Source organism: Acidovorax sp. SUPP2825 (genome assembly GCF_030158995.1).
GTDB lineage: Bacteria > Pseudomonadota > Gammaproteobacteria > Burkholderiales > Burkholderiaceae_C > Paracidovorax.
Map to the genome: position 1 here is coordinate 58,099 of NZ_BQXK01000001.1, position 21,529 is coordinate 79,627.

Sequence of the window (21,529 nt, forward strand, 5' to 3'; positions counted from 1 at the left end):
GCCGTGCTTTTTCTTTCTTTCCGCGTTGCGGCACCCGCTGTTTCACCCAAGGCTTTTCTCCATGTCCCTCATTCCCGCCACCATCCTGACCGGCTTCCTGGGCTCGGGCAAGACCACGCTGCTCAAGCGCCTGCTGTCCGAGGCCCACGGCCAGAAGATCGCCGTGATCGAAAACGAATTCGGCGAAGAGAACATCGACAACGACATCCTGGTCACCGAGTCCAAGGAGCAGATCGTGCAGATGAGCAACGGCTGCATCTGCTGCACCATCCGCGAGGACCTGCGCGAGACGCTGCAGCAGCTGGCCGCCAAGAGGCGCAAGGGCCTGCTCGACTTCGAGCGCATCGTGATCGAGACCACGGGCCTGGCCGACCCCGGCCCCGTGGCGCAGACCTTCTTCATGGACGAGGAGATCGCCGAGACCTACCTCATCGACTCCATCATCACCCTGGTGGACGCCAAGCACGCCCCCCAGCAGCTCAACGACCGCCAGGAAGCGCGCCGCCAGGTGGGCTTCGCCGACCAGATCTTCCTGTCCAAGACCGACCTCGTGGGCAAGGAGGAGGCCGACGCCCTGATCCACCGCCTCAAGCACATGAACCCGCGCGCGCCGATCAAGGCCGTGCATTTCGGCGAGGTGCCTCTGGCCGAGGTGCTGGACCTGCGCGGCTTCAACCTGAACGCCAAGCTCGACATCGACCCGGATTTCCTCAAGGAAGACGACCACGGGCATGACCACGACCATGGGCATGACCACCACGATCACGACCACGCGCATGGCGAGCATTGCGACCACCCCTCGCACCAGCACGGCCAGGGACATGGCCACCACCATCACCACGACGATGACGTCAAGAGCTTCGTCTACCGCGCCGAGCGCCCGTTCGATCCCGCCAAGCTGGAAGACTTCCTGGGCGCCATCGTCAACATCTACGGCCCGCGCATGCTGCGCTACAAGGGCGTGCTGAACATGAAGGGCACCGAGCGCAAGGTGATCTTCCAGGGCGTGCACCAACTCATGGGCAGCGATCTGGGCCCGCAGTGGGCCGAGGGCGAGCAGCGCCTGAGCAAGATGGTCTTCATCGGCATCGACCTGCCCAAGGACATCTTTCTCCAAGGCCTGGGACAGTGCCTGGCCGAGTAGGACAGGACCCCGTTTGGGGCTTGCCGCACCGGCTTGTGTGATATCTGCCACTTTCCAGTTCGCGCCGGGCCTGGATCGATACAATCGCGCCCCGGTAAAACGCCGGAAGGCCTGCTACTGCCCCTGGAGCCGCGTCGCGTGCTCAGGGCCCGCCCCTACTGCGAGGAGACAGGAAGTGAAAGCCGAACCCAGCAAACCCGAGGCGGATGCCAAGGCACCCTCCAGCGGCACCGTCCGCGCGGCCGCCAAGGCGCCCGCCAAGTCCAAAGCCGCCGTGCCGGTGCCTGCCTCCGCGGGGCCTTCGAGCGAACCCGCGCGCAGTCCCCGGCCTTCTTCCCGTTTGGCCCAATTGACCGTACCATCCATGGCACCCGCGGTGGCCTCCACCGCCGCCAAAGCCAGCTATACACACACCATGCCTACGACCCTGCAACCGCAAAATTCCGTCGCGGCCGCCAAGAAAGATCCCAAGCTGGCCGGCAACTGGAAAACCAAGTCTGCCGAAGAACTGAGCGACGCCGAAGTGCTCGCCATGCCCGACAGCGAGTACATGAACGAAAAGCAGCTGGCGTTCTTCCGCCACAAGCTGGTGCAGCTCAAGCAGGACATGCACAACAACGCCGGTGAAACCACCGAGCACCTGCGCGAAGACACCGTGGTCGTGCCCGACCCCGCCGACCGCGCCACCATCGAAGAAGAGCACGCCCTTGAACTGCGCACGCGCGACCGCGAACGCAAGCTGCTCAAGAAGATCGAGCAATCCATCGGCCGCATCGATGCGGGCGACTACGGCTACTGCGACGAGACGGGCGAGCCCATCGGCGTCGGCCGGCTGCTGGCGCGCCCCACGGCCACGCTGTCGCTGGAAGCGCAGCAGCGCCGCGAACTCAAGCAAAAGATGTTCGGGGACTGACCGGCCGATCCTGTCTTCCCTTTTTGCGCGGCGAGCGACCTGACCCACCATCCATGAGCAAGGAAGAGTCTTCCCCCGGCCTGTTGTCCAAGATGGTTCGGTTCGTCCGCAACCCCACGGTCAACTGGACCGATCTCGACTCCATCGACGCCGACCGCGAAAGCCAGTACAGCAAGCAGATGCTCAAGGAGATGATCGAGCGCAAGCGCCGCAACGATTTCGTGCGGCGCCGGGAGTTCGATCAGTTGCGCAAGCTGCGCAAGCGCGAGGCCCTGCAGGGCCAGCGCACCGAAGACCCGACCGCGCGGCCTTCGTTCTTCCAGAGCAGCATGGCATCACCCGATGACCGGGCCGTCACGCTCAAGAAGATCGACGAGATCGAAGCGCAGATGTCCCAGCAGTGGTGGAAGAGCAAGAACACCCCCACGCCCAGCGAACTGGGTGACTCCGCCGCCACCGCCACCGATTCCACCATCGCCACGGCCCACGACCGGGCCTTCGCCCCCACGGCACCCGCCAGCCTGCCTGGCGTGCTGTCGGCGCCGACCGCCGTGCAGCCGCTGTTTTCGGGCGAGAGCCTGCTGCCCTCCGGCGCGTCCGAGGGGGCCGGCGCAGCGCCATCGCCTTCGCAGGCGGTGCCGGCAGCCGCTGCTGCATACGCCCCGCCACCGGCCCCCGAGGTGGCCCCCGCAGAACCGGAGGAATTCGTGCACGAACCCGACCTCGAGGAAGCCGCCATCCGCTTTGCCAATGGCGACCATGCCGGCGCGGAGTCCGGCCTGCTCGAAGTGCTGGCGCAGCACGAGCAGGACGATCCCCAGCAGCAGCTGGAGATCTGGATGACGCTGTTCGACTTGTACCGCGCCATCGGGGAGCACGAGCGCTTCGATGCGCTGGCGATCGACTACGCGGCCCGGTTCAGCCGCTCGGCGCCACTGTGGTTTTCCATGCCCGAGCTGCTGGGCCTGCAGGCGCAGCCCGCGCCGGCCGCCCCGGGCTTCGCGCAGCGCGAGTTCAGCTGGAACTCGCCGACCACGCTGGCCGCGCAATCGGTGGTGGCGCTGCAGGCGTCGCTCGCCCGCGCCGCGCCGCCCTGGACGCTGACCTGGTCGCGCCTGGCCGCCATCGACGAGGCGGCCGTGCCGCTGCTGGCCAACCTGTTCACGCAGTGGGCGGAGCAGGAGGTGCAGCTGACGTTCTTCGGCGTGGAGGCGCTCAACACGGTGCTGGAAGCCCGCACCCAGTCCGGTGACCGGGATACGTCCCCCGAGTGGTGGCGCCTGCGCATGGCGGCGCTGCGCCTCATGGGCCGACCCGACGAGTTCGAACTCGTGGCACTCGACTACTGCGTGACCTACGAGGTCTCGCCGCCATCGTGGATTTCGCCGCGATGCAGCTATTCCAGCGACGACGGCGGGGCCCCGGTGCCCGAAGATGCCACGTCCTCCGATTTGCATGCCTCGGGCTACGGCGATCCTTCGTCCATGCCGGCGGGCCTGGAGAGCGCCGAGCCTTCAGCCTCGCTGTCCGGCCACATCGAGGGCGATGCAGTGCCGCTGCTGGCGCCGTTCGAGGAGCAGGTGAAGCCCGGCGCGCCGCTGATCATCGCGTGCGACCGCCTGGTGCGCGTGGACTTCGCGGCGGCCGGCTCGGTGCTCAACTGGGCGGCCGAGCAGCAGGCCCACGGCCATGCGGTCCACTTCGTCAACCTGCAGCGGCTGGTGGCGGTGTTCTTCAACGTGATCGGCGTGAACGAACACGCCTGGGTCGTTCCGCGCAAGAACTGACCCTCGGGGCAGGGCGCCGCCAGGGCGCGCTGGCCGCTCTTCATGCCCCGTGCAACGCCGTGCGCTGGGGCCGTTGCAAACCGTGCAGGCATCCCCACATGCCAACGCTATGGAACAGTTTCACGGCACCACCATCCTCAGCGTCCGCCGCCAGACGGCGGACGGCATTCAGGTCGCCATCGGCGGCGACGGCCAGGTCACCCTGGGCAACATCGTGGTCAAGGGCACCGCGCGCAAGGTGCGCAAGCTCTACCACGGCAAGGTCCTGGCGGGCTTCGCCGGGGCCACGGCCGATGCGTTCACGCTCTTCGAACGGTTCGAGGCCAAGCTGGAAAAGCACCAGGGCCACCTGACGCGCGCGGCCATCGAACTCACCAAGGACTGGCGCACCGACCGCGTGCTGCGCCGTCTGGAGGCCATGCTGGCCGTGGCCGATACCAGCGCCTCGCTCATCATCACCGGCAACGGCGACGTGCTGGAGCCAGAGCAGGGCATCGTGGCCATCGGATCGGGCGGCGCCTATGCGCACTCGGCGGCCAAGGCGCTGCTGAACCACACCGAGCTCAGCGCGCAGGAAGTGGTCAAGAAGTCGCTGGAGATCGCCGGCGAACTGTGCATCTACACCAACATGAACCACACCATCGAGACGCTCTGAGCGCCCCGGCGGTTACTATTATTTTGATAGCTGTCTGCCCTAGAAGAATATGCGCTGACGGCTCATTTGATTACAGGTCCCCATGTCGTCCATGACCCCCCAGGAAATCGTCTCCGAACTCGACCACCACATCGTCGGCCAGGCCAGCGCCAAGCGCGCCGTTGCCATCGCGCTGCGCAACCGCTGGCGCCGCCAGCAGGTGGAAGGCAGCCTGCGCCACGAGATCACCCCCAAGAACATCCTCATGATCGGCCCCACCGGCGTGGGCAAGACCGAGATCGCGCGCCGCCTGGCCCGGCTGGCCGATGCGCCATTCATCAAGGTCGAGGCCACCAAGTTCACCGAGGTGGGCTACGTGGGCAAGGACGTGGACTCCATCGTCCGCGACCTGGTCGAGATGGCCGTCAAGCAGGCGCGCGAGAGCGACATGAAGAAGGGCCGCGCCCGCGCCGAAGACGCGGCCGAGGACCGCATCCTCGACGTGCTGGTGCCGCCCGCGCGGGGCCATGCGGCGGCCGAGGCCGCGCCGCCGGCCGACAACACCGCCCGGCAGGTGTTCCGCAAGAAGCTGCGCGAGGGCCAGCTGGACGACAAGGAAATCGAGATCGACGTGGCCGACGCCCGGCCGCAGCTGGAGATCATGGGCCCGCAGGGCATGGAAGAGATGGCCGAGCAGCTGCGCGGCATGTTCAGCCAGATGGGCCAGGAAAAGCGCCGCACGCGCAAGCTCAAGATCGCCGAGGCGCTCAAGCTGCTCACCGACGAGGAGGCCGCCAAGCTCGTGAACGAGGACGAGGTGAAGACCCGCGCCGTGCAGAACGCCGAGCAGAACGGCATCGTCTTCATCGACGAGATCGACAAGGTGGCCACCCGCCAGGAATCGAGCGGCTCGGACATCTCGCGCCAGGGCGTGCAGCGCGACCTGCTGCCGCTGGTGGAGGGCACCACCGTGTCCACCAAGTACGGCATGGTCAAGACGGACCACATCCTGTTCATCGCCTCGGGCGCTTTCCACCTGAGCAAGCCGAGCGACCTGATCCCCGAGCTGCAGGGGCGCTTTCCGATCCGCGTCGAACTCGAATCGCTGTCCGTGCAGGATTTCGAAGCCATCCTCACGCAGACGCATGCCTCGCTGGTCAAGCAGTACCAGGCCCTGCTGGCCACCGAAGGCGTCACGCTCGAATTCGCGCCCGAGGGCATCACGCGCCTGGCGCACATCGCCTTCGAGGTGAACGAGCGCACCGAGAACATCGGCGCGCGCCGGCTGTCCACGGTGATGGAGCGGCTGCTGGACGAAGTGAGCTTCGATGCCGCCCGTTTGTCCGGCCAGACGGTGGTGGTGGATGCCGCGTACGTGAACGCACGGCTCGAGTCCTTGAGCCAGGACGAGGATTTGTCGCGCTATATCTTGTAAAAGATTCCGGCGTGTTGCGGGCCCCTGGATTCTTGCCCGGATTCCAGGTTGCCCGATAGCCTTCAGGTATCACTTGCATAGCCTGGGCTAAGTGCTTATTCAGTAAAGCATTTTGGGTGTTCTCCACTGGCACTGTCGGTGCTAAGTCGTTGATTTCATTGCAAAACTTTGTTGCACCTGGCGGGGCTCGGTATTTTTTTCCTGCTACAGTGCAAAAAAGTGCAATTAAGTGGTGAAAAGTGCCCTCGTGCGTCCATTCCGGATGCGCAGGCGCGACAACGAGCTGGGGTTCGATTCCGTGTTTCAAGGGGCGTCATCGCTGAGTCTGGATGCGAAGGGAAGGCTTTCCGTGCCTACCCGGCATCGTGACGTCCTCGCGGCGACCGCCAACAGCCAGCTCACCATCACCAAGCATCCGCACGGCTGCCTCATGGTGTTTCCCCGCCCCGAATGGGAAAAATTCCGCGAACGCATTGCCGAGCTGCCCATGTCCGCCCAGTGGTGGAAGCGCATCTTCCTCGGCAACGCGATGGACGTGGACATGGACGGCACCGGCCGCGTGCTGGTCTCGCCCGAACTGCGGCAGGCCGCCGGCATCACCAAGGACACGATGCTGCTCGGCATGGGCAACCACTTCGAGCTGTGGGACAAGGCCACCTACGAGGCGCAGGAGGCTGTTGCCATGCAGGCCGAGATGCCGGCCGCTTTCCAGGATTTTTCTTTCTGAGGCCATGGTGAACGCACCGCTGCAACACACCACGGTCTTGCTGGGCGAGGCGGTCGACGCCTTGCTGGGCGCCGCCGGCCCCGCGCCCGCCGGCGTGTGGATCGATGCCACCTTCGGCCGTGGCGGGCACTCCCGCAAGATACTGGACCGGCTGGGGCCGGGCGGGGGCCTCGTGGCGTTCGACAAGGACCCCGAGGCCATCGCAGAAGCAGCGCGCATCACCGATGCGCGCTTTTCCATTCGGCACGAAGGATTCCGCCATCTGGCCGAACTGCCCGAGCGCAGCGCCGCGGGCATCCTCATGGACCTGGGCGTGAGTTCACCCCAGATCGACAGCCCCGGCCGGGGCTTCAGCTTTCGTTTCGACGGCCCGCTGGACATGCGCATGGACACCACGCGCGGCGAGAGCGTGGCCGATTGGCTGGCCACGGCCGAGGTCGGGCAGATTGCGGAGGTGATACGTGACTACGGCGAAGAACGGTTTGCTGGCCCCATTGCAAAGGCGATTGTTGCTCGTCGCGAGGAGCGGGGCCCTCTTGCCACCACCGCTGAACTGGCCCAACTCGTGGCTGGCTCGGTCAAGACCCGCGAAGCAGGCCAGAACCCTGCAACGCGCACATTTCAGGCTCTTCGGATTTTCATCAACGCCGAGCTTGAAGAGCTGCAACAGGCGCTAGAGGCCAGCCTGCGGGTGCTCGCACCCGGTGGCCGGCTGGTGGTGATCAGCTTCCATTCGCTGGAAGACCGCATCGTCAAGCAGTTCATCGCCCAGCATTCCAAGGAGGTCTTCGACCGCCGCGCGCCGTTCGCGCAGCCGCAGCCCATGCGGCTCAAGGCGCTGGACCGCATCAAGCCCGGCGCGGCCGAGATCGAGGCCAATCCCCGCTCCCGTAGCGCGGTGATGCGCGTGGCCGAGCGCACGGAGGTGCAGCCATGACGCGCCTGAGCCTGGTGCTGCTGCTGGGGGTGATGGTGAGCGCGCTGTACCTCGTGCACATGCAGTACGAGTCGCGGCGCCTGTTCACCGAGCTGGACCGCGCGGTGGCCGAGTCGCGCCGGCTGGAGACCGAACACCAGCGCCTGCAGGTCGAAAAGCGCGCCCAGGCGACGCCGCTGCGGGTGGAAAAGCTCGCCCGCGACCGCCTGCAGATGCGCACGGCCACGCCGGCCATCACGCAGTACGTCGCCGACGACGGCACGCCGGTGGTCACGGCCGCCACGGCAGCGCCCGTGCCGGCCACGCCGGGTGGCGGGGGGAGCGTGCGCCGATGAGCCGCAGCGTCAACTACACCTCCAGCCCGCTGCTGGCCAGCAAGACGCCGGTCTGGCGCAGCAAGTTCATCGTCGCCATGGTGGCGCTGGGCTTCGTGGGCCTGGGCGCCCGCGCGGCCTACGTGCAGGTGTTCGGCAATGCGTTCTTCCAGCGGCAGGGCGAGGTGCGCTTCGTCCGCACGCTGGAGCTGCCCGCCAACCGGGGCCGCATCCTGGACCGCAACGGGCTGATCCTGGCCTCCAGCGTGCCGGCGGCCAGCATCTGGGCCATTCCGGAAGACGTGGAGCAGGACAAGCCCGAGGTGCGCGAAAAGCTCCAGCAACTGGCCAAGCTGCTGGAGATGCCGCTGCCCGCGCTCAAGACCAAGCTCGCGGACGAGGACAAGACCTTCGTCTGGATCAAGCGCCAGCTCGACTGGGAGGTCGGCCAGCAGATCGCCGCCCTCGACATCAAGGGCATCTACCAGCGCAAGGAATACAAGCGCCAGTACCCCGAAGGCGAATCGGCCGCGCACGTGGTGGGCTTCACCAATGTGGAAGACCATGGCCAGGAAGGCATGGAGCTGGCCTTCGACCAGCAGCTGGCCGGCAAGGCCGGCTCGCGACGCGTCATCAAGGACCGCCTGGGCCGCGTGGTGGAGGGCGTGGGCGCCGAGGTGCCGCCGGTGGACGGGCAGGACATGCAGCTGTCCATCGACAGCAAGGTGCAGTTCTTCGCCTACCAGAAGCTGCGCGACCAGGTGGCGCTGCACAAGGCCAAGGCCGGCAGCGTGGTGGTGATCGACGCGCACACGGGCGAGCTGCTGGCGCTGGCCAACTACCCGAGCTACGTGCCCGACAAGCGCCAGAACCTCACCGGCGAGCAGCTGCGCAACCGCGCGCTCACCGACGTGTTCGAGCCCGGCTCCACCATGAAGCCGTTCACCATCGGCCTGGCGCTGGAGACCGGCCGCGTGCGCCCGGAAACCATCGTGGACACCAACCCCGGCCGCGTCACCATCACGGGCTCGACCATCTCCGACACGCACAACTACGGCGTGCTCACGGTCGAAGGCGTGATCCAGAAATCCAGCAACGTGGGCACCACCAAGATCGCCATGCAGATGCCGGCGCGCGAGATGTGGGAGACCTTCTCGGCGGCCGGTTTCGGGCAGAAGCCGCAGATCCACTTCCCCGGCGTGGTGAGCGGCCGCCTGCGGCCCTACAAGACCTGGCGCCCGGTGGAGCAGGCCACCATGTCCTACGGCTACGGCCTGTCGGCCAGCCTGCTGCAGATGGCGCGCTCGTACACGGTGTTCGCCAACGGCGGCCAGATCATTCCCGCCACCATGCTCAAGTCGAGCACGCCGGCGGTCGGCGTGCCCGTGTTCTCCGAGCGCACGGCCGACCAGGTGCGCAAGATGCTGCAGATGGCCGCGGGCCCCGGCGGCACGGGCCAGCAGGCGCAGACCGTAGGCTACTCGGTGGGCGGAAAATCCGGCACCGCGCGCAAGCAGGTGGGCAAGAGCTATGCCTCGGGCAAGTACCGGGCGTGGTTCACCGGCATGGCCCCGATCGACAAGCCGCGCATCATCGTCGCGGTGATGATCGACGAGCCCAGCAACGGCGTGTTCTACGGCGGCGCGGTGGCCGCGCCGGTGTTCAGCGCCGTGGTGCAGCAGACCCTTCGCATGATGGGCGTGCAGCCCGACATGGCCGTCAAGCCCCAGATCGTGGCCAACACCGTGGAGGAATCGCTATGACGACGACCCCGCTGCTCACTTCGGTGCACGACGCCGTGCAATGGCTGGCCGCCCGGGTGACCGGTACGCTGCAGACCGACAGCCGGCTGATCCAGCCCGGCGATGGCTTCATCGCCTGGCCGGGCGCCGCCACCGATGGCCGCGCCCATGTGGGCGACGCGCTGGCGCGTGGCGCCATGGCCTGCCTGGTCGAGCACGAAGGCATCGAGGCCTTCCATTTCGCCGACGCGCCGGTGGCCGCGCTGCGCGGGCTCAAGGCCATCACCGGAACGCTGGCGGCCGAGTGGTTCGGCCACCCCACGCAGTCGATCGACGTGCTGGCCGTGACCGGCACCAACGGCAAGACCAGCGTCAGCTGGTGGCTGGCCGATGCGCTCAACCTGCTGGCGCGCAACGAACTGGCGGCGCCCGGCGGCTGCGCGCTGATCGGCACGCTGGGTGCCGGCGTGCCGCCCGCGCTCGAATCCACCGGCCTTACCACGCCGGACCCGGTGCGCCTGCAGCGCGCCTTCGCCCATTTCGCCAAAGAAGGCCGTGTGGCCTGCGCGATCGAGGCGTCGTCCATCGGGCTGGCGGAGCACCGCCTGACCGGCACGCGGGTGCGGGCTGCCCTGTTCACCAATTTCACCCAGGACCACCTGGACTACCACCCGAGCATGGCCGCCTACTGGCAGGCCAAGAGCACCCTGTTCGACTGGCCCGGGCTGCAGATCGCCGTGGTCAACATCGACGACCGGCGCGGCGCCGAACTGCACGAGACGCTGTCCCAGCAGCCGCTGGACCTGTGGAGCGTCTCCCTGCAGGGGCCCGCACGGCTCCAGGCCCGGGACATCGCCTGGGGCGATGGCGGCCTGTCGTTCACCGTGGCCGAAGGCGCGCAAAGCCATGTGCTGCAGACGCGACTCATCGGCCACTACAACGTGGGCAACCTGCTGCTCGTGATGGCCACGCTGAGGGCGCTGGGCGTGCCGCTGGAGCATGCGCTCTACGCCTGCGCGCAGCTGTCGCCGGTGCCGGGCCGCATGGAGCAGATCCATGTGCCGCACCAGCCCCTGGTCGCCGTGGACTACGCCCATACGCCCGATGCGCTCGATCAGGCGCTGCAGGCGCTGCGCCCCATCGCGGCGGAGCGCGGCGGGCGGCTGTGGTGCGTGTTCGGCTGCGGCGGCAGCCGTGACCGCACCAAGCGGCCCCTGATGGGAGCGGTCGCGCAGCAGCGGGCCGATGCGGTCATCGTCACCAGTGACAACCCGCGCGGCGAAGTGCCGGCGGACATCCTTCACGAAATCCTGCAGGGCACCGTGGCCGGGCGCACCGTGCGCGCCGAGGTGGACCGCGCCGCGGCGATCGCGCTGGCGCTGTCCGAGGCCGGGCCGCGGGACGTGGTGCTGATCGCCGGCAAGGGCCACGAGGACTACCAGGAGGTGGCGGGCGAGCGCCGGCCGTTCTCCGACATGGCCCACGCCCAGGCCGGTCTGGCCGCCCGGGGAGGCCGCGCATGATGACGCTGCAGCAGGCCCTGGGGTTCATCCAGGCACGCGTGCCCACGGCCCGGCTGGTGGGCGAGGGCGCGCTGCCGCTGTCCCGCGTGCACACCGACACGCGCACGCTGCAGGCGGGCGATTTGTTCGTGGCGCTCAAGGGCGAGCGCTACGACGCCAATGCCTTTCTGGCCGATGCGCGCACGGCCGGCGCCGCTGCGGCCGTGGCCCACGGCGGCCTGGAGGCCGCGGGCCTGCCCGGCATCGAGGTGCCCGATACGCTCGCGGCGCTCGGCGCCCTGGCCGCTGGCTGGCGTGCCCAGTTCCGGTTGCCGCTGATCGGGGTGACCGGCAGCAACGGCAAGACCACCGTCACGCAGATGATCGCGGCGGTGCTGCAGGCCTGGAAGGGCCCGGCGGCGTTTGCGACGCAAGGCAATTTCAACAACGACATCGGCGTGCCGCTGATGCTGCTGCGGCTCAACGCGGCGCACGAGGCGGCGGTGATCGAGCTGGGCATGAACCATCCGGGCGAGATCGCGTACCTGGCCGACCTGGCCCGCCCCACGGTGGCCCTCGTCAACAACGCGCAGCGCGAGCACCTGGAGTTCATGCACACGGTGCAGGCCGTGGCCGAAGAGAACGGATCCTGCCTCTCGGCCCTGCCTGCCGATGGCGTGGCCGTGTTCCCGGCAGGCGATGCCTACACCGCGCTGTGGCGGCAACTGGCTGCGGGGCGCCGCTGCACCACCTTCGGCGCGGAGGGTGCCGACGTGCGCTGCACCGCCGCACAGTGGGAGGGCAGCGCCTGGCGCATCCGCATCGACACACCGCAGGGCGGCTTCGATGCCACGCTGCGCATTGCAGGCATGCACAACGTGACCAACGCCCTGGCCGCCACGGCCTGCGCGTTGGCGGCCGGTGCGCCGCTCGACGCCGTCGCGCGCGGGCTCTCTGCCTTCATGCCGGTCAAGGGGCGCTCGCGCGCCTTCAGCGTGCCGCAGGACGGGCGCGTGGTCACGGCGGTGGACGACACCTACAACGCCAACCCCGACTCCATGCGCGCCGCCATCGACGTGCTGGCCGGCCTGCCCAGCCCGCAGCTGCTGGTGCTGGGCGACATGGGCGAGGTGGGCGAGCAGGGGCCGCAGTTCCACGCCGAGGCGGGCGCCCAGGCGCGCGCCAGCGGCATCGGCAGGCTGTTCGCGCTGGGCGCGCTCAGCACTCACGCCGCGCAGGCCTACGGGCCGGATGCGCGGCATTTCGACGACATGGCATCGCTGCTCGCAGCGGTGCAGCAAGCCCTGCCCCAGGTGGGCAGCGTGCTGGTGAAGGGATCTCGGTTCATGAAGATGGAGCAGGTGGTGCAGGTGCTGGAAGCCCGTGCGGACACGACGAAGAACGCACGCGGGGGCGCCACATGCTGCTGATACTGTCGCAATGGCTGCAGGGCCTGTCGCCGGAGTTCGGGTTCTTCCGCGTCTTCCAGTACCTCACGTTCCGTGCGGTGATGGCGGCGCTCACGGCGCTGGTGATCGGGCTGGCGGCGGGGCCGAAGGTGATCCGCATGCTCACCTCGCTCAAGATCGGCCAGCCCATCCGTGGCTACGCGATGGAATCGCACCTGTCCAAGAGCGGCACGCCCACCATGGGGGGCGTATTGATCCTGGGTTCGATCGCGATCTCCACGCTGTTGTGGTTCGACCTGTCCAACCGTTTCGTGTGGATCGTGCTGGCCGTGACCCTGGGCTTCGGTGCCATCGGCTGGGTGGACGACTGGCGCAAGGTGGTGCGCAAGGACCCGGAAGGCATGCGCTCGCGCGAGAAGTATTTCTGGCAGTCCGTCATCGGCCTGCTGGCGGCGCTCTACCTGGTGTTCAGCATTTCCGAGAACTCCAATTCGCGCGTGTTCGAGCTGTTCATCACCTGGGTGCAGTCCGGCTTCTCGCTGGACCTGCCGCCGCAGGCCGGGCTGCTGGTGCCGTTCTTCAAGGAAGTCAGCTACCCGCTGGGCGTGCTGGGCTTCGTGATCCTGACCTACCTCGTGATCGTGGGATCGAGCAACGCGGTCAACCTGACCGACGGCCTCGATGGCCTGGCGATCATGCCGGTCGTGATGGTGGGATCGGCGCTGGGGCTGTTCGCCTACGTGGCCGGCAGCACGGTGTACTCCAAGTACCTGCTGTTCCCGCACATCGCCGGCGCGGGCGAATTGCTGATCTTCTGCTCGGCCATGGCCGGCGCGGGCCTGGCTTTCCTGTGGTTCAACACCCACCCGGCCCAGGTGTTCATGGGCGACGTGGGCGCGCTGGCGCTGGGCGGCGCCCTGGGCACCATTGCCGTCATCGTGCGCCAGGAGATCGTGCTGGCCATCATGGGCGGCATCTTCGTGGTCGAGGCGCTTTCGGTGATGCTCCAGGTGGCCTGGTTCAAGTACACCAAGAAGCGCTACGGCCAGGGCCGGCGGCTGCTCAAGATGGCGCCGCTGCACCACCATTTCGAGAAAAGCGGCTGGAAGGAGACGCAGGTGGTCGTGCGCTTCTGGATCATCACCATGCTGCTGTGCCTCATCGGCCTGACCACGCTGAAACTGCGATGAACCCGCACGACCCCCTTCTTCCTGGCGAGGCGCCAGGCCTGCCGCAGGGTGCCGATGGCCCCGGCGAAGGGGAGGTCGCGCCCATGGTTTCCCCGTTTGTGGTGGCGCCGGTGCAGGGCATGGACGCCATGCCGCCGCGCCCCGACGCATCCGGCGCTCCCGATTCGCCCGACGTGCCCCGAATGCCCGAAAGCGTGGCGCTGGCGCCGCAGGATGAGGACGCATCCTCCGCACCGGCCCCGCAGGCAGCACCGGCCCCCGCGAACGACGCGATGGCGCAGGCGCTCGCCGGCATGACCGCGCCAGCGGTCTCGGCCGCTGCGGCGGCCGCCGCGTTCGTGGCGCAGATCTTCGCGGACGTGGGCTCGCCCGAGTCCGCCATCGCGGCCGGTCCGCGCGATCCGGGCGCGGCGCCATCCTCCGATGACGCGCCCCCGGCCGACGGCGCCACCGGCCCGGTGGCCGGCCCCACGCCGGTGCCGGCCGGCTGGCCGGGCGAGGGTGCTGCGCTGCTGCAGGGCCAGGACATTCTCATTCTCGGCCTGGGCGCTTCCGGGCTGGCCATGGCCCGCTGGTGCGTGCGCTGCGGCGCGCAGGTGACCGTGGCCGACACGCGCGAGGCGCCTCCGCAGCGCGGCACGCTGCATGCCGAGCTGCCCCAGGTGCGCTTCGTGGCCGGTGCGTTCGACGCCTCCCTGCTCGAAGGGCGCACGCCGCAGGCCATCTACCGCTCGCCCGGCCTGCGTCCCGACACGCTGGCCGCCCTGTCGTCCGAGGCCCGGGCACGCGGCATCCGCATGGAGGGCGAACTCGCCCTGTACGCCATGGCGCTGCGCGAGCTGCACGCCGCGCACGGCTACGCCCCGGCGGTGGTGGCCGTGAGCGGCACCAACGGCAAGACCACGGTGACTTCGCTCACCGGCCGGCTCGTGGACTGCGCCGGCAAGACCGTGGCCGTGGCCGGCAACATCGGCCCGACCCTGCTGGACACACTGGGCCAGCACATCGATGCGGGCACCCTGCCCGAGGTCTGGGTGCTGGAGCTGTCCAGCTTCCAGCTCGACGGCGTGGCGGGCTTCGAGCCCACGGCCGCGGCCGTCCTCAACATCAGCCAGGACCATCTGGACTGGCACGGCAGCCTGGCCGCCTATGCGGCCGCCAAGGCGCGCATCTTCGGCGAGAGCGGCCTGATGGTGCTCAACCGCGAAGACCCCGAGGTCATGGGCATGTTGCCCGATGCCGGGCCGGCGCGCAGCGCGGCCAGACCGGCGACCGGGCGCGCGAAAGCCCCGAAGGTGCAGGTGCGTCCCCATGTCACGTTCGGCGGCGACATGCCGCAGCGCCCGGGCGATTTCGGTCTGGAGATCGTCAACGGCATGGCCTGGCTCGTGCGGGCGCAGGAGGCCGACGAAACCGCCCGCCGTTCGCGTGCGCAGGAAGAAGAGCTGCACATCCAGCGCCTGATGCCTGCCGATGCGCTGCGCATCCGCGGCCGCCACAACGCCGTGAACGCGCTTGCCGCGCTGGCGCTCGCACAGGCCGCCGGCTGCGCGCTGGGCCCCATGCTGTACGGCCTGCGCGAATACCGCGGCGAGCCGCACCGCGTGGAGCCCGTGGGGCTCATCGGCGATGTGGAATATTTCGACGACAGCAAGGGCACGAACGTGGGCGCGACGGTGGCGGCGCTCACCGGCCTGGGCGCGGAGCGCCGGCTGGTCGTCATCCTGGGCGGCGACGGCAAGGGGCAGGACTTCTTGCCGCTGGCCGCGCCCGTGTCGCGCTACGCCCGCGCCGTGGTGCTGATCGGCCGCGATGCACCCCAGATCCGCGCCGCGCTCAAAGACGCGGGCGTGGCCCTGCTGGACGCACCGACGCTGCCGCAGGCGGTGGACCTGGCCACGCAGCGCGCCCATGCCGGTGATGCGGTGCTGATGTCGCCCGCCTGTGCCAGTTTCGATATGTTCAACGATTACGAGCACCGCGCCCGCGTGTTTTGCGAAGCCGTGCAAGCGCTTGCGAACGATCGCGGCCAGGACCTGGAGGGCTCCGCATGAGCACCGCACCCGCATCCCCCGGCCTGCTGCAGCGTCTGACCGGAAAGTTCGGCGGCTGGTTCGGCGGCCTGCCCGCCAAGCCCGCCGATGTGCTGCCGGTGCGCGTGGGCGGCACCGAATACCGCCAGACCACGACCACGCCGGCCAGCGTGCTTGGCTTCGACCAGGCCCTCCTGTGGGTCGTGGTGGCGCTGCTCGCGTGGGGGCTGGTGATGGTGTATTCCGCGTCCATCGCCATGCCGGACAACCCGCGCTTCGGCAAGATCGCGCCCACCCATTTCCTGGTGCGCCACATCATGGCGCTGGTGATGGCCTTCGTCGCGGCCCTGCTGGCGTTCCAGATTCCCATGTCCACCTGGGAGCGCGTGGCGCCGTGGCTGTTCGTGCTGTCCATCGCTCTGCTCATCGCGGTGCTGATCCCGCACGTGGGCACGGTGGTCAACGGCGCGCGGCGCTGGCTCTCGCTGGGGGTCATGAACTTCCAGCCGTCGGAGCTGGCGAAGTTCGCCGTGCTCATCTACGCCTCGGACTACATGGTGCGCAAGATGGAGGTCAAGGAGCGCTTCTTCCGCGCCGTGCTGCCCATGGGCGCGGCCGTGGCCGTGGTGGGCGCGCTGTTGCTGGCCGAGCCCGACATGGGCGCCTTCATGGTGATCGCCGTGATCGCCATGGGCATCCTGTTCCTGGGCGGCGTGAACGCCCGCATGTTCTTCCTGATCGCCGCCGTGCTGGTGGGCGCCTTCGCGCTCATGGTGATGATGAGCGACTGGCGGCGCGAGCGCATCTTCGCGTACCTCGATCCCTGGAGCGAAAAGCACGCGCTGGGCAAGGGCTACCAGCTGTCGCACTCGCTGATCGCCATCGGCCGCGGCGAGATCTTCGGCGTCGGGCTGGGCGGCAGCGTGGAAAAGCTGCACTGGCTGCCCGAGGCGCACACCGACTTCCTGCTCGCGGTGATCGGCGAGGAGTTCGGCCTGGTCGGCGTGCTCATCCTCATCGTGCTCTTCCTGTGGATGACCCGCCGCATCATGCACATCGGCCGCCAGGCCATCGCGCTGGACCGCGTGTTCGCCGGCCTGGTGGCGCAGGGCGTGGCCATCTGGATGGGCTTTCAGGCCTTCATCAACATGGGCGTGAACCTGGGCGCGCTGCCGACCAAGGGGCTGACCCTGCCGCTGATGAGCTTCGGCGGCTCCGCCATCCTGATGAATCTGGTGGCCATCGCCGTGGTGCTTCGGGTTGACTACGAAAACAAGCACCTTATGCGCGGAGGCCGCGTATGAGGTGCTTGTTTCAACAAAACGGGCACCGCATGGCGTCAGCCATGCCGGGCGCGCAGCGCACGGTGAGGGGTGGACGCGTATGAGCGCACCCAAAACCGCGCTCATCATGGCCGGCGGCACCGGCGGCCACATCTTCCCGGGCCTGGCCGTGGCCGAAGAGCTGCGCACGCGCGGCTGGCGTGTGCACTGGCTGGGCACGCCCGGCAGCATGGAGTCGCGCCTGGTGCCGCCACGCGGGTTCGCGTTCGAGCCCATCGATTTTTCCGGCGTGCGCGGCAAGGGGCTGCTCACGCTGGCCTTGCTGCCGCTGCGCCTGCTGCGCGCCTTCTGGCAGTCGCTGGCCGTGGTGCGCCGCGTGCGCCCCGACGTGGTCGTGGGCCTGGGCGGCTATGTCACGTTTCCGGGCGGGATGATGGCCGTGCTGCTGGGCAAGCCGCTGGTGCTGCACGAACAGAACTCGGTGGCCGGCCTCGTGAACAAGGTGCTGGCCGGCGTGGCCGACCGTATCTTCACGGCCTTTCCCGGGGTGCTCAAGAAGGCCCAGTGGGTGGGCAACCCGCTGCGCACCCCCTTCACGCAGCAGCCCGCGCCGGCCGAGCGCTTCGCCGGCCGCACGGGGCCGCTGCGCCTCCTGGTCGTGGGCGGCAGCCTGGGCGCCCGCGCGCTCAACGAGATCGTGCCGCAGGCCCTGGCGCTGATTCCGGCGGACCGCCGGCCCGTCGTCACCCACCAGAGCGGCGCAGCGCAGATCGATGCGCTGCGCGAGCACTACGCGAAGGCGGGCGTGCAGGCCACGCTCACGCCGTTCATCGACGACACCGCGGCGGCGTTCGCCGACGCGGACCTCATCGTCTGCCGTGCGGGCGCCAGCACCGTCACCGAGATCGCCGCCGTGGGCGCGGCGGCGGTGTTCGTGCCGTTCCCCCATGCGGTGGACGACCACCAGACCGCCAATGCCCGCTTCCTCGTGGACGCCAGTGGCGGGTGGCTCGTGCCGCAACGCGACCTCACCCCCGAGTGGCTGGCACAGTTGCTACAAAATTCAGAGCGCGATGCCCTAGTGGATATTGCTCGGAAGGCCAAAAACATGCAAAAGATTAACGCCACCCGCGAAGTGGCGACTGCCTGCGAGGAGCTGGCATGAAGCACGCCATTCGCCACATCCATTTCGTCGGCCTGGGCGGCGCCGGCATGTGCGGCATCGCCGAGGTGCTGTTCAACCTGGGCTACGGCATTTCGGGCTCGGACCTGTCCGACAGCGCCACCCTGCGCCGCCTGCAGGCGCTGGGCATCCGTACCTGCGTGGGCCATGCGGCCGCGCACATCGAGGGGGCGGATGCAGTGGTCACCTCCACGGCGGTGCAGGCCGACAACCCCGAGGTGCTGGCCGCCCGCGAAAAAAAGATTCCCGTGGTGCCGCGCGCGCTGATGCTGGCCGAGCTGATGCGCCTGAAGCGCGGCATCGCCATCGCCGGCACGCACGGCAAAACCACCACCACCAGCCTGGTGACCAGCGTTCTGGCCGAGGCCGGGCTCGACCCGACCTTCGTGATCGGCGGGCGGCTCAACAGCGCGGGCGCCAATGCCAAGCTGGGCAGCGGCGACTACATCGTGGTGGAGGCGGACGAGTCCGACGCCTCGTTCCTCAACCTGCTGCCCGTGATGGCCGTGGTGACGAACATCGACGCCGACCACATGGAAACCTACGGGCACGACTTCGGCCGCCTCAAGGGCGCGTTTGTCGAGTTCCTGCACCGCATGCCGTTCTACGGCACGGCGATCCTGTGCGTGGACAACCCGGCCATCCGCGACATCCTGGCCGACGTGACCTGCCCGGTGACGAGCTACGGCTTCTCCGAAGACGCCCAGGTGCGCGCGGTGGATGTGCGGGCCGATGCGGGCCAGATGCGTTTTCGCGTGCAGCGGCGCAACGGCGTCACGCTGCCCGACATCGACGTGGTGCTGAACCTGGCGGGCGAGCACAACGTGCTGAACGCCCTGTCGGCCATCGCGGTGGCGGTGGAGTTGAACATTCCCGACGACGCGCTGCTGCGTGCCCTGGCCCAGTTCAAGGGCGTGGGCCGGCGCTTTCAGCGCTACGGCGACATCGCCGCGCCGGGCGGCGGCAGGTTCGCGCTGATCGAGGACTACGGCCACCACCCGGTCGAGATGACGGCCACGCTGGCCGCGGCGCGCGGTGCCTTCCCGGGCCGGCGCCTGGTGCTGGCGTTCCAGCCGCACCGCTACAGCCGCACGCGCGACTGCTTCGAGGATTTCGTGAAGGTCATGGGCAGTGCGGACGCCGTGCTGCTGACCGAGGTGTATGCCGCCGGCGAGGCGCCCATCGTCGCCGCCGACGGCCGGTCGCTCACGCGCGCCCTGCGCGTGGCGGGCAAGGTCGAGCCGGTGTTCGTGGACGACGTGGCCCTGCTCGCGCAGGCGATCGTGGACAACGCCCGGGACGGCGACGTGGTGCTGTGCATGGGCGCGGGCTCCATCGGCGCCGTGCCTGCGAAGGTGGTGGAAATGCTGCAGAAAGAAGAAGCGCCAGCGTTGGCGGAGGTCGCGCGATGAGCCACGAAGACACCCCCGCCATCGACGTGCGCGCTCTGGGCAAGGTCGCGGTGCTGATGGGCGGCTCGTCCGCCGAGCGCGAGGTCTCGCTGATGTCCGGCGGCGGCGTGCTGCAGGCGCTGCGCGCCCGCGGCGTGGACGCGCATGCGTTCGACCCGTCACAGACCGACCTGTCCGAGCTGCGGCACGGCGGCTATGCGCGCTGCTTCATCGCCCTGCACGGCCGCCATGGCGAGGACGGCACGGTGCAGGGCGCTCTCGAGCTGCTGGGCATTCCGTACACCGGCCCCGGCGTGATGGCGTCCAGCATCGCGATGGACAAGATCATGACCAAGCGCATCTGGCGCTTCGAGGGGCTGCCCACGCCGGACTGGCGCCTGGTGTCGAGCGCCGCCGAGACCGCGCAGGCGCTGCAGGCGCTGGGCGCGCCGATGATCGTCAAGCCCTCGCGCGAGGGCTCCACCATCGGCCTGACCAAAGTGACCTCGCCCGGGCAGTGCGAACAGGCCTACCTGCTGGCTTCCCGCTACGACCCCGAAGTGCTGTGCGAGGAATTCATCGAAGGCGACGAGACCACCTGCCCGGTGCTGGGCCAGGGGGCGGATGCGCATGCGCTGCCGGTGATCCGCATCGTGGCGCCGGCCGGCAACTACGACTACCAGAACAAGTATTTCACCGACGTCACGCAGTACCACTGCCCGAGCGGCCTGCCCGAGGCCGAGGAGCGCGAGATCCAGCGCCTCGTGGTCGAGGCCTTCCGCACGCTGCAGTGCCGGGGCTGGGCGCGCGCCGACATCATGATCCGCGCCAGCGACCGCAAGCCCTTCCTGCTGGAGATCAACACCTCGCCCGGCATGACCGGCCATTCGCTGGTGCCCATGTCGGCCCGCGCCAGCGGTGTGAGCTATGAGGCGCTGTGCCTGCGCATCCTGGCGAGCGCCTCGCTCGACGGGCTGCAGGGCCATGCCGGCGCCGGCGCCACCATCCACGCCACCCCCACGGGAACCCCGGGAGCCGCATGACCGCCTCGCTGCCCGCACCGCTTGACGTCAAGCTCATGAACCTGACCGCCACGGTCCTGTTCGTGGGCTGCGCCGCGTTCGTGCTGGTGGTGGGCGGCTCGTGGATGCTGCGCCATCCGGCGTTCGCGATCGGGCGCATCGTGGTGCAGGGCGAGCTGGTGCACAACAACGCCGTCACGCTGCGGGCCAACGTCGGGCCGCACCTGGTGGGCAATTTCTTCACCGTGGATCTGCGCGCCGTGCGCGAGGCGTTCGAGCAGGTGCCCTGGGTGCGCCACGCGATGGTGCGGCGCGAGTTTCCCAACAGCCTGCGCGTGGAGCTGCAGGAGCACGATGCCGCGGCTTACTGGGGCGCCGAAGAGGGCTCCACCCTGGTCAACAGCCAGGGCGAGGTGTTCGAGGCCAACGGCGACGACCTGGACGCGGACGACCTGCCCCGCCTGCAGGGCCCGCAGGGCCAGTCGCTGGAGGTGCTGCAGATGTACCACCGCCTGCAGCCCGTCTTCGAGCCGCTGGACACCAAGGTCGATGCGCTGGAGCTCACCGGCCGCGGCGGCTGGCGCGCCACGCTGGACAGCGGCGCCATGGTGGAACTGGGCGGCGGCACGCCGCAGGACGTGGTGCAGCGCACGCAGCGCTTCGTGCGCACGCTGGCGCGCGTGGCGGGCCAGTACGGGCGGCGCGCGGACGCACTCGAATCGGCCGACCTGCGCCACGCTGACGGCTATGCGCTGCGGCTGCGCGGGGTGACCACGGTCAATGGCGACGCCCCCAAGGCGGCCGCCCGGGCGCCCGCGCGCACTGCGCCGCAGCGCGCGCGCCCCGCCAGAACAACAGGGCAGAACCACTGAGGGCAGGACAC

18 protein-coding genes are annotated in these 21,529 nt (G+C 68.9%); all 18 read left to right on the forward strand.

All coding sequences use genetic code 11. The features are described 5' to 3' along the window. Positions 1-61: 61 nt before the first annotated feature. Positions 62-1,144 carry a CobW family GTP-binding protein gene (locus tag AVAK2825_RS00275; protein WP_284393007.1) on the forward strand — a complete coding sequence of 361 codons (1,083 nt, stop codon included), beginning with the start codon at positions 62-64 and terminating at the stop codon, positions 1,142-1,144. 175 nt (positions 1,145-1,319) lie between these two features. Further along, a complete protein-coding gene (dksA, locus tag AVAK2825_RS00280) occupies positions 1,320-2,057 on the forward strand; it encodes an RNA polymerase-binding protein DksA (RefSeq protein WP_272567197.1) in 738 nt (245 codons plus the stop codon). A 53-nt stretch (positions 2,058-2,110) separates the two neighbouring features. Then, the gene (locus AVAK2825_RS00285) at positions 2,111-3,844 is read left to right on the forward strand and encodes an STAS domain-containing protein (RefSeq protein ID WP_284393011.1); all 1,734 of its coding nucleotides are present in this window, start codon (positions 2,111-2,113) and stop codon (positions 3,842-3,844) included. 109 nt (positions 3,845-3,953) lie between these two features. Next, entirely contained in the window at positions 3,954-4,499 is a 546-nt protein-coding gene (gene hslV, locus AVAK2825_RS00290) for an ATP-dependent protease subunit HslV (protein ID WP_272567200.1), read from the forward strand. 82 nt (positions 4,500-4,581) lie between these two features. Then, positions 4,582-5,913, forward strand: a complete 1,332-nt coding sequence (gene hslU / locus AVAK2825_RS00295) for an ATP-dependent protease ATPase subunit HslU (protein ID WP_284393014.1) — start codon at positions 4,582-4,584, stop codon at positions 5,911-5,913. Positions 5,914-6,211: 298 nt separating this feature from the next. Further along, positions 6,212-6,640, forward strand: coding sequence for a division/cell wall cluster transcriptional repressor MraZ (gene mraZ / locus AVAK2825_RS00300; RefSeq protein WP_272569587.1), 429 nt, complete (start codon positions 6,212-6,214; stop codon positions 6,638-6,640). 7 nt (positions 6,641-6,647) lie between these two features. Next, on the forward strand, positions 6,648-7,577 hold the full coding sequence (gene rsmH / locus AVAK2825_RS00305; RefSeq protein WP_284393823.1) for a 16S rRNA (cytosine(1402)-N(4))-methyltransferase RsmH: 930 nt from the start codon (positions 6,648-6,650) through the stop codon (positions 7,575-7,577). Then, a complete protein-coding gene (ftsL, locus tag AVAK2825_RS00310) occupies positions 7,574-7,912 on the forward strand; it encodes a cell division protein FtsL (protein ID WP_284393016.1) in 339 nt (112 codons plus the stop codon). Before rsmH ends, ftsL begins: the two co-directional genes overlap by 4 nt. Continuing rightward, a complete protein-coding gene (locus AVAK2825_RS00315; RefSeq protein WP_284393018.1) occupies positions 7,909-9,654 on the forward strand; it encodes a peptidoglycan D,D-transpeptidase FtsI family protein in 1,746 nt (581 codons plus the stop codon). The genes ftsL and AVAK2825_RS00315 overlap by 4 nt, the downstream gene beginning before the upstream one ends. Next, positions 9,651-11,156: a UDP-N-acetylmuramoyl-L-alanyl-D-glutamate--2,6-diaminopimelate ligase gene (locus tag AVAK2825_RS00320; protein ID WP_284393020.1), complete on the forward strand. Its 1,506-nt coding sequence runs from the start codon at positions 9,651-9,653 to the stop codon at positions 11,154-11,156. The genes AVAK2825_RS00315 and AVAK2825_RS00320 overlap by 4 nt, the downstream gene beginning before the upstream one ends. After that, a complete protein-coding gene (locus tag AVAK2825_RS00325; protein ID WP_284393023.1) occupies positions 11,153-12,565 on the forward strand; it encodes a UDP-N-acetylmuramoyl-tripeptide--D-alanyl-D-alanine ligase in 1,413 nt (470 codons plus the stop codon). The genes AVAK2825_RS00320 and AVAK2825_RS00325 overlap by 4 nt, the downstream gene beginning before the upstream one ends. Then, positions 12,556-13,734, forward strand: a complete 1,179-nt coding sequence (gene mraY / locus AVAK2825_RS00330) for a phospho-N-acetylmuramoyl-pentapeptide-transferase (protein ID WP_284393025.1) — start codon at positions 12,556-12,558, stop codon at positions 13,732-13,734. Before AVAK2825_RS00325 ends, mraY begins: the two co-directional genes overlap by 10 nt. Then, positions 13,731-15,788, forward strand: coding sequence for a UDP-N-acetylmuramoyl-L-alanine--D-glutamate ligase (gene murD / locus AVAK2825_RS00335; protein ID WP_502870464.1), 2,058 nt, complete (start codon positions 13,731-13,733; stop codon positions 15,786-15,788). The genes mraY and murD overlap by 4 nt, the downstream gene beginning before the upstream one ends. Beyond that, complete coding sequence (gene ftsW, locus AVAK2825_RS00340) at positions 15,785-17,071, forward strand: putative lipid II flippase FtsW (RefSeq protein WP_284393027.1); 1,287 nt, start codon at positions 15,785-15,787, stop codon at positions 17,069-17,071. Before murD ends, ftsW begins: the two co-directional genes overlap by 4 nt. Positions 17,072-17,150: 79 nt before the next feature. Next, positions 17,151-18,215 carry an undecaprenyldiphospho-muramoylpentapeptide beta-N-acetylglucosaminyltransferase gene (gene murG / locus AVAK2825_RS00345; RefSeq protein ID WP_284393029.1) on the forward strand — a complete coding sequence of 355 codons (1,065 nt, stop codon included), beginning with the start codon at positions 17,151-17,153 and terminating at the stop codon, positions 18,213-18,215. Next, a complete protein-coding gene (murC, locus tag AVAK2825_RS00350) occupies positions 18,212-19,645 on the forward strand; it encodes a UDP-N-acetylmuramate--L-alanine ligase (RefSeq protein WP_272567214.1) in 1,434 nt (477 codons plus the stop codon). Before murG ends, murC begins: the two co-directional genes overlap by 4 nt. After that, complete coding sequence (locus tag AVAK2825_RS00355) at positions 19,642-20,667, forward strand: D-alanine--D-alanine ligase (protein WP_284393032.1); 1,026 nt, start codon at positions 19,642-19,644, stop codon at positions 20,665-20,667. The genes murC and AVAK2825_RS00355 overlap by 4 nt, the downstream gene beginning before the upstream one ends. Continuing rightward, on the forward strand, positions 20,664-21,518 hold the full coding sequence (locus AVAK2825_RS00360; RefSeq protein WP_284393035.1) for a cell division protein FtsQ/DivIB: 855 nt from the start codon (positions 20,664-20,666) through the stop codon (positions 21,516-21,518). Before AVAK2825_RS00355 ends, AVAK2825_RS00360 begins: the two co-directional genes overlap by 4 nt. Positions 21,519-21,529: the final 11 nt, after the last annotated feature.